Source organism: Pricia antarctica (genome assembly GCF_900101815.1).
Taxonomy (GTDB): domain Bacteria; phylum Bacteroidota; class Bacteroidia; order Flavobacteriales; family Flavobacteriaceae; genus Pricia; species Pricia antarctica.
Map to the genome: position 1 here is coordinate 664,313 of NZ_FNAO01000001.1, position 19,398 is coordinate 683,710.

The 19,398-nt window shown below is 44.3% G+C and carries 12 protein-coding genes; 4 read left to right on the forward strand and 8 right to left on the reverse strand.

The window, feature by feature from the left end; all coding sequences use genetic code 11:
• Position 1 precedes the first annotated feature (1 nt).
• The 4 genes from rnpA to BLT07_RS02745 form a co-directional block, all read right to left on the reverse strand.
• The gene (rnpA, locus tag BLT07_RS02730; RefSeq protein WP_091865431.1) at positions 2–376 is read right to left on the reverse strand and encodes a ribonuclease P protein component; all 375 of its coding nucleotides are present in this window, start codon (positions 374–376) and stop codon (positions 2–4) included.
• Positions 377–380: 4 nt separating this feature from the next.
• Positions 381–2,240, reverse strand: a complete 1,860-nt coding sequence (locus tag BLT07_RS02735; RefSeq protein WP_091865434.1) for a M1 family metallopeptidase — start codon at positions 2,238–2,240, stop codon at positions 381–383.
• Positions 2,241–2,341: 101 nt separating this feature from the next.
• Entirely contained in the window at positions 2,342–3,973 is a 1,632-nt protein-coding gene (locus BLT07_RS02740; protein WP_091865437.1) for a S8 family peptidase, read from the reverse strand.
• 594 nt (positions 3,974–4,567) lie between these two features.
• Positions 4,568–5,488, reverse strand: a complete 921-nt coding sequence (locus tag BLT07_RS02745) for an MBL fold metallo-hydrolase (RefSeq protein ID WP_091865439.1) — start codon at positions 5,486–5,488, stop codon at positions 4,568–4,570.
• 261 nt (positions 5,489–5,749) lie between these two features.
• On the opposite strand from BLT07_RS02745, the gene BLT07_RS02750 reads away from it, so the two are divergent.
• Together BLT07_RS02750 and BLT07_RS02755 are read left to right on the forward strand one after the other, a co-directional pair.
• Positions 5,750–7,759: a cation:proton antiporter gene (locus tag BLT07_RS02750; RefSeq protein ID WP_091865442.1), complete on the forward strand. Its 2,010-nt coding sequence runs from the start codon at positions 5,750–5,752 to the stop codon at positions 7,757–7,759.
• A 136-nt stretch (positions 7,760–7,895) separates the two neighbouring features.
• A complete protein-coding gene (locus BLT07_RS02755) occupies positions 7,896–9,794 on the forward strand; it encodes a cation:proton antiporter (protein WP_091865445.1) in 1,899 nt (632 codons plus the stop codon).
• A gap of 114 nt (positions 9,795–9,908) precedes the next feature.
• On the opposite strand, the gene BLT07_RS02760 is transcribed toward BLT07_RS02755, so the two are convergent.
• From BLT07_RS02760 to lepA, 3 genes are all read right to left on the reverse strand, one after another.
• Complete coding sequence (locus tag BLT07_RS02760; protein ID WP_091865447.1) at positions 9,909–10,142, reverse strand: GTP-binding protein LepA; 234 nt, start codon at positions 10,140–10,142, stop codon at positions 9,909–9,911.
• A gap of 317 nt (positions 10,143–10,459) precedes the next feature.
• Complete coding sequence (locus tag BLT07_RS02765) at positions 10,460–12,094, reverse strand: fasciclin domain-containing protein (RefSeq protein WP_091865450.1); 1,635 nt, start codon at positions 12,092–12,094, stop codon at positions 10,460–10,462.
• A gap of 616 nt (positions 12,095–12,710) precedes the next feature.
• Positions 12,711–14,507: a translation elongation factor 4 gene (lepA, locus tag BLT07_RS02770; protein WP_091865453.1), complete on the reverse strand. Its 1,797-nt coding sequence runs from the start codon at positions 14,505–14,507 to the stop codon at positions 12,711–12,713.
• Positions 14,508–14,724: 217 nt separating this feature from the next.
• On the opposite strand from lepA, the gene BLT07_RS02775 reads away from it, so the two are divergent.
• A complete protein-coding gene (locus tag BLT07_RS02775) occupies positions 14,725–17,124 on the forward strand; it encodes an outer membrane beta-barrel family protein (RefSeq protein ID WP_091865455.1) in 2,400 nt (799 codons plus the stop codon).
• 35 nt (positions 17,125–17,159) lie between these two features.
• On the forward strand, positions 17,160–18,158 hold the full coding sequence (dusB, locus tag BLT07_RS02780; RefSeq protein ID WP_091865458.1) for a tRNA dihydrouridine synthase DusB: 999 nt from the start codon (positions 17,160–17,162) through the stop codon (positions 18,156–18,158).
• A 21-nt stretch (positions 18,159–18,179) separates the two neighbouring features.
• On the opposite strand, the gene BLT07_RS02785 is transcribed toward dusB, so the two are convergent.
• Positions 18,180–19,373 carry an ABC transporter permease gene (locus BLT07_RS02785; protein ID WP_091865461.1) on the reverse strand — a complete coding sequence of 398 codons (1,194 nt, stop codon included), beginning with the start codon at positions 19,371–19,373 and terminating at the stop codon, positions 18,180–18,182.
• Between the last annotated feature and the right edge of the window lie 25 nt (positions 19,374–19,398).

Below are 19,398 nucleotides of genomic sequence, written 5' to 3' on the forward strand. Positions count from 1 at the left end.
ATCAATCGTCAACTTTCTTCGAAAATCCCGCAAGTACCCCCTTCATCGCCTTTTCAATTTCGGGATATGTGGGCATCTCCTTCCCAAGGTATAAAAATAGAAACGCAAAATAGGCTTCGCTATTGTTAAAAACGAGGTGTTTGTTCAGGCGGTAGGCTTCTCGAAGCAGTCTTTTGATACGATTGCGCTTAACGGCACTTTTAAAGTTTTTTTTGGGTACGGCTACCCCCGCCTGAATCTTTACATCTATAGGGAGTTCGGTGTTCAGATAGATAAGTTTGATGGGATAATTGGACACCGATTTCCCTTGGGCAAAAAGCTGGTCTATTAGCTTCCTGCTTTTCAATTTTTCTTTTTTGGGATAGGTGGTGTCCATGGTACTAGGGGGTCTGAGCCTGCCACACATTATCCTCTTGCTTGACATCGGCCATAAGTTGTGAAGGGTCGATTACGACCGCCTTTATACTTTCTAAAGGTTTGTCAATTGTAAAATCGTAAGTAGGAAAAGCCCAGGGCCAGTCTTTTAATACCGTGCGGTTTATTTGTGGATAGGGATTACTCTTTTCGCCCTGCATCATCCTAAGTGGGGTGTAAAACGTTTCTTTTGTATCATCCTTATAAACGACCAGAATATCCAAAGGCATCGGCATTTGTCCGGTTCGCGTTAAGCTGATTTTAGTTTTACCGCTGTCCGCTACAACATTCTTAATGCCATAATCGATGGTGTTGGTCGTCTGCGTCCAATCTGTTAGATACCAATCGAGCTCGATACCGGAGACTTTTTCAGCTTCCCGTTTTATATCGTTGGGTACGGGATGCTTAAATTTGAAATCCCTATAATAATTCTGGATGGTTTTCATCAGCTTATCCTGTCCTATTACATAACCCAATTGGGAGAGGAAAATAGAACCCTTGCTATAGGCGGCAATTCCGTAGGCGTAGTTGACATTATAGCGGTCCGCATGCGTGGTCTGCGGTTGTTCAAGTCCTGAATTGACCAGACTATAATAGCCTTTATAACTGTCTTCAAATGGATTTTCCTTGCCTTCTTCCATGACCTTGTTCATCGCCAAGGTCGAAATAAAGGTGGTAAAGCCTTCGTCCATCCATTCATGTTTCGATTCGTTGGTGGCCAACACATGCTGAAACCAGGAGTGCGCCATTTCATGGGCGGTTACACCTACGAGACTCCCGAATTTTCTTTCTCCGGTTATCAGGGTCGACATGGCATATTCCATTCCACCGTCACCCCCTTGTATCACAGAATATTGGTCGTATGGATATTCCCCGATATTTTTATTGTAAAACTGCATCAGTTCGGCGGTCTTGGGCTGTAGGTTTTTCCAGTTTTCAAGGATTTCCTTATCGTTTTTGTACAGAAAATGCAACATCGGTCCGTTCTCGACTTGCAATGTGTCGTGCAGATAGTCTGGATCGGCGGCCCACATGAAGTCATGTACCATGGGCGCCTTAAAATGCCAAGTCAATGTTTTTCCTTTGGGTCGCTTAACCTTGGTACCCGGAGCTTCGTACCCGTGACCTATTTCCTGAGGATTTTGTAAATAACCACTTCCTCCGACCACATATTCCTTATCGATGGTAAGTTTTACATCGAAATCGCCCCAGACGCCGTGGAATTCGCGAGCGATATAAGGGTCGGCATGCCATCCTTCAAAATCATACTCCGCCAATTTCGGGTACCATTGGCTCATGGATAATGCCACACCTTCCTCACTGTTACGCCCCGAACGACGGATCTGAAGTGGGACCTGCCCGCGGAACCCCATTTCGAAAGTCGTTTTACCTCCGGGGGGAAGGGGCTTTGCCAAATGAACCGTAAGAACGGTACTTTCTTCGACAAAGTCTACTTTTTGTCCGTCTTGCAATAGGAATGAGGGATGCAAATAGCCCATTTCATCTTCGGATAGCGCAGAAATTCTGCTTTTTCCACCCTCCGTCATCATACGTTTATCAGGATCTTTGATGTTCTGCAACCGGATATCCATCTCGCTACCGGGCTGAAAGGCGTTGAAATAAAGATGGTAGAACACGCGCTTTAGGGTATCGGGCGAATTATTGGTGTAAATCAATTGTTGAGAACCGGTATACTGATAATTCGCTACGTTCATATTGACCTCCATGGTGTAATCAACATGTTGCTGCCAATAGGAGGTATTGCTTTGGGCGTATGAAAGGGCTGAAAATCCGACTAGGAAAGAAAATAATTTAAAAACTCTCATTTTTTATACTCAATGGTTTATAATTGTGGGTAATTACAAAATCCCCGTGCCCCGTACAAATTGCAAAGTGTATAGCACCAGGCGATATGCGTAAATCGGCATTACAATGAAATCTCTCCCGCGGCCACTTTGCTAGCCATTATCAATGCATTATAAGCATTCACAATGTTTCCTGAAACCGATATTTTATTGAATGTTGCCGTGTTAGAGGTGTCTCCTCCCAAAACCACTTTCGCCTGTGGTGCGAGACCTGATTCCATCAAGATATGCTTAACCTGGGGCGCCGTCAATTTTGGAAATTGCGAACGGATCAATGCCGCAACTCCTGCAACGGCCGGAGCCGCCATTGACGTACCTCCTTGAAACTCGTAGTCGTTACCCGGCATCGAGGAGTAAATGGCATCGCCAGGCGCGAAAACATCGACATTGACCTTTCCGTAATTAGAAAAAGAAGCTAACATTTCCGAACCGTAGTCGGAGTTTAATGCGCCAACGGTAATCACGTTGTCTGAAATTTCAGGACCATTGTCAATTTGATCATTGGGAAAGTTGGGATTGGCAGGGTCATCCAAATCGGCGCCCTCGTTACCTGCGGCATGTACAAAAAGCACGTCTTTATCTGCTGCATATTTAATGGCATCGTAGACCCATTCTGCATTTGGCGAAAAAGCCTTTCCAAAACTACCGTTGATAATCTTGGCACCGTTGTCTACGGCATAGCGAATGCCCAAGGCAATATCTTTATCGTACTCATCTCCGTTGGGAACGGCACGAATGCTCATGATTTCTACATTATTGGCAACGCCCTCGACTCCTTTTCCATTACCGCGTTTGGCGGCAATGATACCGGCGACATGGGTGCCATGGCTTTCATCATCAGAGGTACTTTGTGGATTTCCATTGCCATATCCCAAATCAGTGATGTCGTACGGATTGTCACCCACTACTTTTCTTCCTTCAAAGGCTACATTGTAGTTGTATTCGATCTGTTCGGTAAAATGCGCGACACCCTCTTCCAATTGCTCCAGAACGGTTTCAATACTGTCCTCATAGGTCAGCATTTGGGTCAATATGCTTATGTTCTGCTGCATGGCCGCATCTTCGGTCTTGATGCCTGCAAGGTCTTTTTGTGTATAGGATTCCTTACCGAGTTCTTTTTTCACCGCGGTATCGGCATTTTTTACGGCTTGCTGAATCTGTTCGTACCGCTGTTTTTGCTGTTGGGCATCGGCGTATTTTTTGTCGACTAGCGCCTTGGCCTTGGCCTGCGTGGCCGCATCGCCGAGTTTTAGCCTGACAATTCGGGCGGCTTCAAGTTGCTCATTGTATGAATCGCCCAAAAAATTATAACCGTGGATATCGTCGACGTAGCCGTTATGGTCATCATCTTTATTATTGCCGGGTTTTTCGTCCTTGTTCGTCCAAAGTACGTCTGCGAGGTCTTCGTGCTTGAGGTCAATACCGGAGTCGAGTACCGCGACGATGACCTTGTCTCCTTTTTTATTTTTGATGAGTTCATCATAAGCTTTGTCCACACTCATACCGGGTATGGTGTCGGTGACCAGGTCAAGATGCCCCCAGTGTTCTTTTTCCGCGTCGGTCAGGTCCGATATTTTGAGTGGGGTGCTGTCGATATTTTCGATGGGCGTCGAGACTAATGTGGTAGCGCCGCATCCCATTAGTAAAAAGGAAGCTGAAAGAATTACTAGGAATTGAGGGAATTTTTGTGTCATGTAAGGGATTTATGCTAAGGGTTATTTTTTTCTTTCCAAAGGGCAGGACTACCACACCGTTAACGTATTGGGACAACTGCAATTGGACTTGTCGAACGATTAGTTTTGCCGTTTTGAGGCCTCAAAGATAAGATTTAAGGGTCTTTTGAGGTATGAATTATATCTCTTTTATGATTTTTAAGAGGATGAAATGTATCCGTATGATTTTTTGCAGCAGGCAATTTACACATTTTATGTCAAATCATGGCGTAAAGCGTTACTGTGGAAGTATTGATTATCACTAATTCGGGTTTGTTATATAGGGCTCAATTATTTGGTATAACATTCTCAAACGCTCCCTCATAGTACCAATAAATGCTTGTGCTTCGCATTTTTCGTATACGATTTTGATCAGGTTTAGTAACTATGGTTGTCGTAAACTCGATAACTCAAGCGGGACATTATTTTTTTAAGATTTATAAAAGGATGCCATTCCGCGTAAAATGTAATGATTGGTATCTTTATTTCGATGGGAGTATTTTTGCTCAGTGAAACCCGGCAAAACGGCAATTTCATAGAGCCTTACAGAGAACCAGTGAGTCTCACAGAGGACACTCAACTGAAAATCTCGCTAAAACTAAAAACGGTATCAAGCCGTACCCCCTTCTCCGTATTTTTGACCGTACAGATTTCATTACGTGCGTCATGTTCCAAAAACAGATAATACCCATTTTCGGCCGCGGCGTTCAAAAATCGGGACTTTTCTTCTAAGGTCAACAGCGGTCGGGTATCAAATCCCATGACGTAAGGCAGGGGAATATGGCCCACCGTGGGGAGTAAATCCGCAACGAAGACCAGCTTTTTCCCTTGATAATCTATATAGGGCAACATCTGTTTAGCGGTATGTCCGTCTACAAATAATAGACCAAAGCCTAGTTCGGAGTTTTCGACAAAGCTTCCTTTACGAATATCGACGAATGCGGCACCCCTTTCGGGGGAATCGGTGTTCGAGGGTAGGGGACCCGGAACGGATAAAAATTTCAACTGCCCACTTTCCTGCATAGGTAGTAGGTTTTCTTTTAAAAAGGATGCCTTTTCGCGGGCATTCGGATGAATGGCCCATTCCCAATGGGCTTCGTTCGTCCAATAGACAGCGTTTTTGAAAGCGGCTTCGTATCCCGTGCGATTCTTGTTCCATTTAATGCATCCGCCACAATGGTCAAAATGCAAATGGGTCAGGAACACGTCGGTAATATCATCGCGATGAAAGCCATGTTTAGCTAACGATCCATCCAAAGAAAAATCGCCAAAACGGTAATAATAACCAAAGAACTTATCGGATTGCTTGTCGCCCATACCGGTGTCGATCAATATCAACCGGTCGCCGTCCTCGATCAAAAGGCAACGGGCCGACATATCGATCATATTGTTGATATCTGCAGGGTTCGTTTTTTGCCACAAGCTCTTTGGCACCACGCCGAACATGGCACCGCCGTCGAGCTTGAAATTACCGGTTTCTATGGGATAGAGGGTCATAATTGAAAAATAGGAGTCTGCAAATTAAGAAAACTATGATTAGATTCATTTACGGAACTGGCTTTTATTCGGTTTCAGGATGGAAACAAATCCTATTTTAGTTTCAAAGGATGAAGCATAAAAATTTTAGGTTTTATTCCCAGTACATACACTTCTGTTAAATTTTCACCAAGCTTTCACCAAAGAATATCCTGCCAAAAAATACACTATTTTAGCCTTGCCGAACCTTTCCGGATATAACATCCCTAAAACCCCATTCGTATGGACGATATTTCAGAAAGTTTTAGGTTGCCGTGGCAGAACCCGGTGCTGATCTTCTCCTTGATACTTTTTATCATTTTGATCGCTCCGACCGTGTTGAACCGGTTGAAGATACCCGGTATTATTGGGCTGATTATATCTGGGGCGATTATTGGTCCGCACGGATTCAATTTACTGGAAAAAGGACTTTTTACCGAGGTTTTCTCGACGGTCGGTCTTCTCTACATCATGTTTATAGCCGGACTAGAACTCGATATGAACGAGTTCAAGGCACATCGGAACCGCAGCATTACCTTCGGATTCTTCTCCTTTGCGATTCCCCTCGGCATCGGATTTCCCGTGTGCTATTTTCTGCTGGACTACGATTTTTATGCCAGTCTTTTAACGGCCAGCATGTTCGCCACACATACTTTGGTGACCTACCCTATCGTGAGTAGGCTGAGGGTGTCCAATAACCCCGCTGTCGCCGTCACGGTGGGGGGGACGATTCTTACCGATACAGCGGTTCTAGTACTATTGGCCGTTATCGTCGGGGCGCATAAGGGAAGTCTTTCACTGGAATTTTGGATACGCTTGATCCTATCCTTGGCCATTTTTATGGGGATTATGTTCTATATCGTGCCTAAAATCACGAAGTGGTTCTTCAAAAAAATGGCCAGTGAAAAATACGCGCATTTTATTTTTGTGCTTTCGATGGTTTTTCTTGCGGCCTTCTTGGCGCAACTAGCCGGTGTTGAGGCAATTATTGGAGCGTTTGTGGCCGGATTGGCCTTAAACCCGCTCATTCCAAATAGTTCGGTGCTGTTCAATCGCATCGAATTTATCGGCAATGCGCTTTTTATTCCCTTCTTCTTAATCAGTGTTGGGATGTTGGTGGATGTGAGTGTCCTCTTTAACGGGACGTGGGCCCTAATCGTTGCTGGAGCCCTGATTGTGGTAGCCATTTCCGGCAAATGGCTGGCTTCGTTCCTTACCCAAAAAGTATTCAACTATTCAAAATCGGAAAGGCAGTTGATTTTTGGTCTGAGCAATGCACATGCGGCGGCAACTCTGGCTATCATTTTGGTGGGATATCGCGAAGGTATTCTGGACATTAACATACTGAACGGGACCATTGTACTGATTTTGGTTACCTGCGTAGTTGCTTCTTTCGCGACCGAACGGGCTGCCAAAAAGGTGCTGATTTCAACAGGGCAGGCGGATGAAGTACGGAGTTCAGAAACCAATGCGGCTGAAAGGCTTCTTATACCTATCATTAATACGGCCAATATGGAAAGGGCGCTTGAATTTGCCGTTTTAATAAAAGAAAAAAGGTCAACTTTCCCTATTTCGATTTTGACCGTGGTACCCAATAATACGGAAGCCGAAAATAATATTGCTACTGCCCGCCGGACGTTGGAGGATTTTGTCTACGAAACGACCGCATTGGAATCTTCCGTAGAGGTGATTGCAACGATAGACCACAATGCGTCAAGCGGAATTGCCAGGGTCGCAAAAGAAATTATGTCGAACATCATTATTTTAGGATGGCCACGAAAGACAGGATTCATGGATAAAATCGTTGGCGGAAAGATGGACATTATTCTTGGCGGCACCGGAAAGACTATTTTTATATGTCATTTTGAACAGCCCTTACCCAATCACCAGCGCCTAGTTGTAGCCGTTCCCGCATTGGGGGAACTGGAAAGCGGTTTCAGTATTTGGTTGCTAAAAATGGCACAGCTATCTCAAGAATTGACAACACCCATTCACTATTATTGTAACGAAAACACGCAAAAGGGCATCCTCAAGTTTTTAAAATCACGCCGGATCAACAATAAATCGACTTTTCACGATTTGTCGCATTGGGAATCGTTCGTTGAAAATCCCCATAAAACCGGCCCACAGGATCTTTGCGTGATCGTGGCCGCTAGGGACGGATCTGTATCTTATACGCGGACTATGGAAAACCTGGCCGTTAAGATCGATACCGCCATTAAAGCAACGAGTAAAATAATCGTTTATCCTTGATATGCTGTGTGTTCCGATACTACCCCTAAAATTGCATGGCTCTTTCTATCTTTATTTTGATGTATTCCGCATGGAGTTCGCCGTAAGAACCGCTACTTTCAAATAAAAAGAGTATTTTTCAAAAAAATTGTAATCTATGGTAGAACTGGCCGGAATCGTCGTACTCGGAATCATTGCCCAATGGGTTGCGTGGCGTTTTAAGCTGCCAGCTATCTTGCCCTTGATATTGATCGGGCTTTTGGTAGGCCCTATCGCGACATTGTTAACCGAAAACGGTCAAAAATTGATAGAACCGATATGGAACGGTGAACAAGGCCTGTTCCCCGGCGAAAGCCTGTACTATTTCGTTTCCTTGGCCATCGGTATTATCCTTTTTGAAGGAGGGCTTACGCTGAGGCGCGGCGATATTGCCAACATTGGGCCGGTAATCACCAAGTTGATAACCGTGGGGAGTGCAGTCACCTTTTTTTTCGCGGGGATTGCCGCCCATTTTCTTTTTGATCTCAGCTGGCAGATATCCTTTCTTTTTTCGGCTTTGATCATTGTTACGGGTCCAACGGTTATTACGCCCATCCTCAGGAACATCCCCTTAAAAAAGGATGTGTCCGCTGTTCTAAGATGGGAAGGGATCTTAATCGACCCCCTTGGGGCGTTAGTGGCGGTCTTGGTGTTCGAATTTATTAGCGTGGGCGAGGGACACGCCTATACCAAGACTGCGTTCATAGATTTCGGAAAAATCTTACTGTTCGGTTTTGCCTTCGGTTTTACGTTCGCGCATGCACTGATGTTCGCCATCAAGAAAAAGTTTGTTCCCCATTACTTGCTCAACGTGGTTTCACTTTCGACGGTATTGTTGGTCTTTGTGGTTTCTGATGCCTTTGCGCACGAATCCGGGCTATTGGCGGTAGTGATCATGGGGATGGTCATGGGCAATTCTAACCTGCCCAATTTGAAGGAATTGCTCTATTTTAAGGAATCTCTAAGCGTCTTGCTTGTTTCCATATTATTTGTCCTTTTGGCGGCAAACATCAACCTTGCGGATCTGGAATTGCTCTATAATTGGAATACCGTTATTCTGTTCGCCATCATCGTATTCCTGATTAGGCCTTTGGGGGTATTTCTCAGCACTTGGGGATCTAAACTCAAATGGAACGAAAAGATCTTTATCAGTTGGGTAGGTCCCAGGGGTATCGTGGCCGCGGGTATCGCCTCGCTCTTCGGATCAAAACTCATTCAGGGCGGAGAACCCGGGGCGGAATATATTACCCCTTTGGTGTTTATGATCGTTCTGGGTACGGTACTGCTGAATGCCACAACGGCGCGGGTTTTTGCAAAAATGGTAGGCGTATTTTTGACGAAATCAGAGGGCATTCTAATTCTTGGGGCCTCAAAGGCATCGCGACTGATTGCGGATTACATCCATAGAAATAACCGGCATGTGGTCTTAATAGACAACAACCAGAACAACGTGGCGAAGGCTACAAAATTGGGATTGGAAGCGTTGACGGCGAATATCTATTCCGATACGTTGACCGATAACATCGAATTGAACGACATAGGCTATCTGATGGCCTTGACCGGCAACTCCGATATCAATGAATATGCCATAGAGAAATTTACCAAGCAATTTGGGGAAAACGGATCGTTTCGCCTTGTAAATGCGGAGGAGATGAACGACCCTGAAAACAATCCAAAAGAGGGTCTATTTTCCCACACCGACGACTTTATCAAAATGACCGAGACCGCCAGAAAATATCCTGCCGTACACGAAATCGAACTGAAGGATGAAGAACATTATGAAGGTTTGATCGAAATGATAAAGGCCGAAAATTACACGATACCTATCCTCTTAAAAACCCCTGAAGGCGATTTAAAGATCATTTCTTCGTACAGCACTGAATTCAATGACATCACCGAAGGCTCTAAATTGGTCTATTTGGGAAAAATTATTGACGTTGAAAAATCGTTGGATGATGAAGATGATGAAGTAGTCGAGAAAGACCTAGATGCTACAGAAGAACTTAATGAAAATTAGGATTGCATAAAAAGGGGCCTTCCGATAAATCAGGTCCTGATTTTCAAAGTTTCGTAAAATATCTCCCTGTAATCAAGGCACTTTATTTCTAGACAGCTCCTTAGTTTTTGAATATTAGCCCGAAAAGGGCAAAGCTTTACGGACACATATTGAAATATCGTTTTGTTCGATGACGTAATTGTCTCCAGATGCCAGTCGAAAGAAGTGGATCGATGATTCTCTTATAATCTTGTTCGCCAAGAGTTCCTTATCGACTTCGCCGCTCTCTTGTCGCCATATAAAAATGGAATGCTGTTCGATTTCAACCACGCGGTGTTTGGCCGTAAAATGTGCTATGTAGGTCATCATGGATTTGGGGGCTGAATTTTTATAATGAACTCTTATAAAAGGTATCCGATTAAAACAGCAATCGATGTAAAAAATTGTTTTGGGATGTGTTAATTCCGATAAAAGGGGAGTATCACCATGACAACCGACTTTTTTGTTTTTTGGTGCTTGCGTTTTTGATTTTATATACAGGAAGTTGCTTAGTACGGCCTGTATTTTCTAAAGCTGTCTTCCAATTTTGAAATGGAAGGGGTGTTTATTTTAATGCAAAAGGCATCCTATAAACAGGATGCCTTTTATCGTAATTGACATAATAAAGTGTCTTAAAGAGATATTATTTAGTTAATGCCATCATCCTCGTTCAAAGAGTTTATGAAGGCAACGGCGCTTTCTGGCAACAAGACTTTGTCGATAACATGAGCTACGCCATTTCTGGCCAATGCATCCGCAGAAGCTATATTCGCGTTGACATTATTGGTTGCATCCCCGATAACAAAAGTATCTGTTCCGACAACACTGATAATGCTTATATCACTCCCGGCAACAGTAGTTATATCCCCAGCGGCTAAATCGGCACTAGCCACTTTTCCTTCTATCACGTGGTAAAGCAAGATTTCTTTAAGAAGCGCCTTTTCTGCATCCGTATCAAAACTAGCTATGCTTGTGTAGTCAGCTCCCATTGCGTCCAATAACACTTGAAAAGCGGCATTGGTCGGAGCAAGAACAGTAGCTGGTTTGAAATAGGTGAAATTTTCAGGGGTGCTGCGTTGTGCGAAATCGTCATCTTCTTCATCCTCGCCCTGAACAAAGCTCTCATTTGTGATGTCAGCAAAAGTAGTGACAAGATCGGTAGCGGCCAATGCCTCTTCCAATGTACTTAAGCCGGGTTCTCTTGTTACTATAGACGCTAAATCTTCGGTTTGAAGCAATGCTAAAAAGTCAAGGACCGATTGTGGCAAAAGCACTTTGTCGATAATCTGGACAAAGCCATTTTTGGCTGCGATATCGGCAGTCACCGTACCTGCGTTTACAGCTGTGGCGTCTCCGAAAGCAAAACCGCCATTTTCAGCAATAACCTCAACAGAGTTTTCCTCTAAAGCCGTATCCGCTTGACCGGCCATCAATTCGCTAGAGGGTAACACATGATACTTCAAGATATCACCCAACAGAGCGATTTCGGTAGCGTTATCGAAATCATCCAAGCTGTTGTAATCATCACCCAGCGACTCTAAAAGGTCTGCAAAGGCAGCATTGTTCGGCGCTAATACTGTAGCTGAATCCAATCCCGTTACAGTACCTACTAAATCGGTCTTTTTTAAGGCGCTAACCAATATAGTCAAATCCTCGGTGCTGGTCGCCCATTCCAAGATAGTAGGCCGGACTTCAATACTCAAGGTTTCGATGACCCCTTGCGGTAAAAGAATCTTATCTATAAAATGAACGATACCATTAGGCGCAGAGGAATTACTAAAAGAAACTGCAGCGCCTGTTTCGGTCTGAGGTAAATCGGTGGCATCCAATATTTGAATATTACCGTCTTCGTCAATGCTTACCGTGAGTTCGTCACCCATTACCGTAGACAAAGCCTGGCCATCGGTAAGGCTGTCAGCGTCGGCTTCACCGGCCACTACATGGTAGGTCAGGATCGTTGATAGCAATGTAGGGTCGATATTGTCCAATAATGCTGTCGAATTTGCGTATCCGAGTTCCTTGGCCAATGCGGTAAAGGCCGAGTTTTTTGGCGCAAAAATCGTAAATGGACCAGCTCCTTGCAAGGTGGTAGGCAAGTCGCCAGAAGCTGCTTTAAGGGCGGCCCCTAAGGATGATAAGTTACCGTTTGCGGCGATGACATCGTTTACCGAATTTATTTCGCTTTCCGCCAAGTTAATGTTTCCTTCATCCTCATCACAGGAGTTTAGCGCAAACAAGGCGAATACCATGAGAAAAATGTGTAACGTTCTAAATTTTGTCATTATAAAATGAGTTTTTGGTTAATAATATTGTTCTACAACGGTTCAAGGTGCTTATTATTATATTTGGCAGTCAAAATCTTACAATCAACTGTCTTGAATATAAGAATATTCGGAGAGTTAATAAAATAAAATACTACATATTCCGGTTTATAGAATCTCTGATGATTTAATTGGCGTACACGCTTCATCCAAATTGGAAAAAGTATATGGGATTGGATTTCGTCTGCGGAATATGATTTTTCTTGCCAAAACCTATAGTCAAGACATGTTAGGCATAAGTTTGAATATGATATGAATTGCATAAAGGCAATACTTCAACGCTCAATTTGGAAGGGTATTTAGTTAAATACGTTTCTTATTACAATTCGCACAAAAAAAAGACATCCCAATTTTAGGATGTCTTTTATCTTGAATTTCCAGTTAGCCTTTCTAACCAAAGCGGCCTACGGACATTCGGTATAGAATATTTATTTGCCCACCTCTTTGTTCAATGATTTCATAAAGATAATGGGATTCTCGGGACGGGTCAGATTCAGGTATCGATCAAGTTCTTAAGGGGTTATAGCAACAAAAAAATTCTTTTTTCGTAAAACCTCAAGCTATCTCATTAGGCTTTTTAATCATTCAATTTCAATACCGCCATAAAAGCCTCCTGCGGAATCTCTACATTTCCGACTTGGCGCATCCGTTTCTTTCCTTTTTTCTGCTTCTCCAAGAGTTTTCGCTTTCGTGAAATATCGCCGCCATAACATTTTGCGGTAACGTCTTTTCGGAGGGCCTTTATCGTTTCACGGGATATGATTTTCGCGCCGATAGCGGCCTGAATAGGAATATCGAACTGTTGTCTAGGGATGAGTTCCTTTAACTTTTCACACATTTTCTTCCCGATGTTCTGCGCATTGTCGAAATGGATCAGGGCTGAAAGGGCATCGACCGGTTGGGCGTTCAACAGAATGTCTACCCGTACCAATTTTGATACGCGCATACCACTAGGCGCATAATCAAAAGACGCATAGCCTTTGGAAACCGTTTTTAGACGGTCGTAAAAATCGAATACGATTTCTGCCAAGGGCATATCGAAGGTCAGCTCGACCCGCTCCGTGGTGAGATAGGTCTGATTGGTAATAATGCCCCGCTTTTCGATACAGAGAGACATGACATTGCCGACAAAATCGGCCTTGGTAATAATGGTCGCTTTGATATAAGGTTCTTCGACACGGTCTATGCCCGATGGGTCGGGCAGATCACTGGGGTTGTTTACGATTAAGGGTTTTTCGGGATTTTTTCTGGTAAAGGCATGGTAACTAACGTTCGGTACCGTGGTAATTACGGTCATATCGAACTCCCGTTCCAAGCGCTCTTGAATGATTTCCATGTGTAGCATCCCCAGAAATCCACATCGGAATCCGAAGCCGAGGGCGGCGCTGCTCTCGGGCTGAAAGACTAAAGATGCGTCGTTCAGTTGCAGTTTTTCCATGGACGAACGAAGCTCTTCAAAATCTTCGGTGTCTACGGGGTAGATGCCGGCAAAAACCATAGGTTTGACATCCTCAAAACCTCCTATGGGATTTTTAGTGGGATTTGCGGCGTCAGTGATGGTATCGCCCACTTTTACCTCCCGGGCATCCTTGATGCCGGTAATCAGATAGCCGACATCGCCGGCTTTTATGCTTTGCTTTGGATGCTGGGTCAGCTTTAGGGTGCCGACCTCGTCCGCGAAATAATTTTTATTCGTGGCGACGAACTTTATTTTCTGTCCTTTTTTGATTTCGCCGTTGATGACCCTAAAATAAGTCTCCACCCCGCGAAACGGATTATAAACGGAATCGAACACCAAGGCTTGCAAGGGTTCATCAAGAATTCCTTTTGGAGCGGGAATTCGATCGATTATGGCGGTCAATATTTCTTGTATTCCTAAACCGGTCTTCGCACTGGCGGGAATTACATCCTCATGGGTACATCCCAATAAATCAACAATATCATCGGTAACTTCCTCGGGGTTGGCACTGGGCAGATCGACCTTGTTCAGTACCGGAATGATTTCCAGATCATTTTCCAAAGCTAAATAGAGGTTAGAAATGGTCTGCGCCTGAATACTCTGTGCGGCATCGACTACCAAAAGCGCTCCCTCGCAGGCGGCAATGGATCGGGAAACCTCGTAACTGAAATCGACATGGCCCGGAGTGTCGATGAGGTTCAAAACATAGGGTTCGCCATTGTGCATGTAATCCATCTGTATAGCATGGCTTTTAATAGTAATGCCGCGCTCGCGCTCGAGATCCATACTATCCAAAAGCTGCTCCTTTTTTTCACGGTCGGTCACGGAGCCCGTAAAATCGAGAAGGCGGTCGGCCAAGGTGCTTTTGCCATGGTCGATATGGGCGATAATACAAAAATTACGGATATTCTTCATAAAGGGGTCAACTGCTTTGATAGCCTGCAAAGATAGGTTATTTTAGAGTGTTGACATCGTCCTTTTTCTTTGCCTTATTTTTCTGGCTTACATCCCAGTCATACTATGCCGTAGAGGTCACGGGCAAAATTTTCTAAAAAACATACGACATGCGTAGGATTTTACTTAGAAAATAGTAGTTTTACAATGCCCTGGCTTAGAATCAATTGCCCCCATCGTGAAAAACCTATTTTACCCCTTTTTCCTCAGTTTGTACTCCATCGGTATGCTTTCAGCTCAGGAATATAGTATATCCGGATCGGTCAAAAATTTGGAGAACGAGGCAATCCCCTACGCTAATGTGCAGCTTTTGAACGTTGCCGATACCACTTTGGTGAACGGCACATCCTCTGAAAACAACGGCAATTTTGAAATCGAAGGAGTAGCGAAAGGCAGCTATCTTATCAAAGTTAGCTATATCGAAAACGAATCGGCGCTCAAAAAAATAGACGTAAATGGCGATGTCATTCTAGAACCGATACAGTTGAACGAAGAGGCACAAACTTTGGATGAAGTAGTGGTGACCTCCCAAAAGCCCAGATTGGAAAGAAAGGTCGACCGGCTCGTTTTCAATATCGAGAATACGGCAATGAGCGATAACGATATTTGGGACGTGCTTAAACGCACCCCCAATGTGATTATCGTAAACGATAAATTGACCGTAAAGGGCAGCAGTGCCGTGGGCATTTTAATCAACGGGCGGAAGGTAAACTTGCCCAAGGAGGATATCATCAATCTTTTATCGGGCACTTCGGCCAGTGATGTAGAGGCCATCGAGGTCATTACCAACCCACCGGCAAAATACAGCGCCGAAGACGGCATACTTATCAATATCCGAAAAAAAAAGAACTTGGTGGCGGGATATAACGGTGCTGTATACAATAGATATAAGCAAGGAATACTTCCGAAGCACAGCATAGGCACCGATCATTATTTCAAGGGAAAAAGAACGGGATTTTCGGTCAACTACAGCTTTAACCATGATAGAGAGGTCGTTACATATACCGACCTCACAAATTTCATAGAAAACAACTCCGTCGTTTCAACCTGGACGGCGGAACAAGACAACCTAAAACGTAGTAAAAAACATAACATTTCCGCTTTTTTCGACTATGATTTTGATTCAAAAAACAAATTGAGCCTTTCGACGATAACGATTTACCAGCCCGAAGAAACACTGTTTTATGATACAGAAACGGCGATTGTCGGCGATACGCTATCCGGTTTCAATACCATCAACGATTCGGACGTACGGCAACTGAACACCTCCTATTATTTGGATTATGTACATGAGCTCGGAAAGGAAGGAGCCGAAATTTCCTTTAATTCACATTATACCTATTACGATTACGAACGCGGACAGGACCTGAAAACGGTTTTTCTTGGTTTGGATGGAAACCCCGCCGGCCGAAACGACTTCTCCACGGATTCTGGACAGCGTATCGATCTTTACAGCGTACAGGGGGATTACCTAACCCCATTAGGCGAATCGGCCAACTTCGCGTCCGGTTTACGATATGCCGGGATTACCTCGGAAAGTAAAGTGGCCCAACAGGGCTTTGACAGCGATAGGCCGGGTGTCGACCCCATGGAGACAGGAAATTTCAGCTACGACGAATCGATTTTTGCCGCTTATGCCTCTTATAGTGCCAATTGGGATAAATGGAATTTCAAATCGGGACTGCGCGCCGAATATACCGAGACCAATGGCAAACTCGATGTTGGTACACAAAGCAGAAAAAATAATTACCTAAAGCTTTTCCCTTCATTTTCGTTGCAATTTACACCCAACGAAAAACACGATTTTAATCTTTATTATTACCGAAGGATAGAAAGACCTAGATACGACGACATCAATCCTTTTTTGGTTTTTCAGAGTAATTTCTCGACCGTAGAGGGCAATCCTGACCTTCAACCTGCGACGCGCCACTATCTGGCTGGCGGCTATACCTTTAAGAGCAGCTATACGGTCGAATTGTTCTATAAACACATAAATAACGGACTGGGCGATCTGATTTTTCAAGACAATGATCTTCGCTTGCTGAGATTTATCAGTTCCAATCTCAAAAGGAATACCAGCTATGGCATCGATTTATTAATAAATAAGGATGTTACCGATTTTTGGAACTGCTTTCTCGTGGCCAGTTTTTTCGATGAAACGGTAGCCTTCGATAACTTAGGGACTAACAGATTAGTAGAAAACCAAATGTTCACCTGGCTTGTAAGCACCAGCAACGCTTTTAGCTTTTTAAGGGATAAGTCTTTGACCGCCGACCTTACTTTTTTATACACGGGGCCTAAGCTTTCCCAAAATTTGAGATACGACGGCTTTGGTTCCTTGAGTCTCTTGTTCAGAAAAACACTATGGAATAAAAAAACAAGCATTTCTTTGGGTGTCGAGGATATATTCAATCAGGGCAACGAGTTCACTACCCGAAACTACCTTGACCAAAGCGGCACTTCGCTACGCAGGGCCGAGAACCGTTTGTTCGTTTTTGGCCTCCGTTACAAATTCGGCAATACAAAAATCAGGGACAATTACAAATCGAGGAATACCGATGAGGGCGATAGGCTCTAATTTTGTATTTTTGCACTCCTTAAAATTGAATAGGTTTGCCCAAAATAGCCGACATACAACTTCCCGATTTCCCACTTCTGCTCGCCCCGATGGAAGACGTCAGTGACCCGCCCTTCCGTGCTTTGTGCAAGGAACAAGGTGCCGATGTGGTGTATACGGAATTCATATCTTCAGAAGGTCTGATCCGCGACGCCGCCAAAAGCGTCATGAAATTGGATATCTACGAAAGGGAACGCCCGGTTGGTATCCAGATTTTTGGCGCCAATTTGGATTCGATGCTGCAATCCATCGAGATCGTTGAAAAATCCAATCCCGATATCATCGACATCAATTTTGGGTGTCCCGTTAAAAAGGTGGTCAGCAAAGGGGCCGGAGCAGGCATTTTAAAGGATATCGATTTGATGGTCTCCCTGACCAAGGCCATGGTCGAACGAACCCATCTTCCCATTACGGTGAAGACCCGTCTCGGATGGGACGATACCTCCATAAAAATCGTGGAGGTTGCCGAGCGTTTACAGGATGTTGGCTGCAAGGCTATTGCGATACACGGCCGTACGCGCGCCCAGATGTACAAGGGCAATGCCGACTGGAAGCCCATTGCCGAGGTTAAGAACAACCAACGTATGCATATTCCGGTATTCGGCAACGGTGATATCGACACTCCCGAGGCCGCCATGCGCATGCGTGACGAATACGGCCTGGACGGTGCCATGATCGGCCGTGCCAGCATCGGTTATCCTTGGTTTTTTAGGGAAGTCAAACACTTTTTCGAGACCGGTACCCACGCCGAGCCGCCCACTATGGAAGAACGGGTCGAAGCTGCCCGCCGCCACCTACAAATGGCCATAGCTTGGAAAGGCGAAAAACTTGGTGTTTTCGAGACCCGTCGCCATTACACGAATTACTTCAAGGGCATTCCCCATTTTAAGGAATACCGTATGAAGATGGTTACCAGTGACGAATCCGCCGACGTCTTTGCCGCGTTCGATGAGGTGATGGAGCGATTCGGGGATTTTGAGTTCGCCGAAACTTAGATTTCTGTCGCAACAACTTCCCTAAGCGGCAATTAATTTTTTCGTAATTCGACTACTGGCAATTTTAGAGGCAATTATCCCTAAAACCATAATGGTAGCGAGAACGATTGCCACGTTGATCAACTGATATTCCACAGGATAGGCCAACGAGGGCGTAATCTTTAACCAACCGAAGGCCAATTGTGACCAGATGAGCAGAGAGGCCAGGGCAACGCCAATGATGCCGCCGGTGGTCGTCACCAAAATCCCCTGGACAAAATAGATACGCCGTAATTTTTTGATGGTTACGCCCAGATTGAACAGTGTTTTGGAATTCTGTTGTTTGTCCAATATCATCATAATGATTGCGCCGACCACATTGAAGAGGGCGATGATAAGTACAAGTGTAAAAATAAGGTAGGTCGCCAAATTTTCGGTGTTCAGCATCCTATGTAGTGAACTGTTGAGTTCTTGTCGGTTTTTTAGGATGATGTTGTTTCCTAAAATTGCGGTAATTTGACTTTTTAGTGATGTAATATCTGCAGCACCATCCAACTTGAAATTAATGCCTGAAATTAAATTGCTGTCTTTATCCAACAGCTTTTGCACGGAAGATAAATCCGCAAAAACGTATTTTTTATCGAGATTCTCCTCTATTCCATAAATCCCGCTTAGCACGAGTGGTTTTGTTTTGATATCCTGAAAGGTGATGGAGCCTTTGCCCGGTTTTAGAGCCATGATGACTATCGGACTTCGGTATTGATTGACGGTAGTCCCCAAAATATTCGCAACCCCGATACCTGCGACCGCATCCTGTTGGTTGATACGCCAAGTACCGTAAAGAATAGTACTATCGACGCCGGTCACTTTGTTGTAGCTGGAATCCACTCCTCTAATGGAGGCTATGAAGCCTTTCTCTTTATGCTTTAAGTACATTCGTTCCTCCAATTCTTTGGCGTAGGAGGTTACACCATCAATCTGTTGTAGTTTTTGTTCTTGTTCGGGAGAGAGGGTAAAGAACTTTCCGGTTATAGGAACGGCTTTTAAATCTGGATCGAAAGTGCTGCTGAAGGACAGGCTAAAGGTTTTTAATCCCGCAAAGCCGGATAGTACTATAAAAAGGGCCGCCGAACCTATCACGATGACCAAAAAGGTAATGAAATTGATAACGTTCACCGCATTTTGGCTGCTCTTGGAGCGCACATAACGTTTGGCGATGTAGAACGGAAAATTCAAGACAGCATGGGTTTAAAAACAGAGG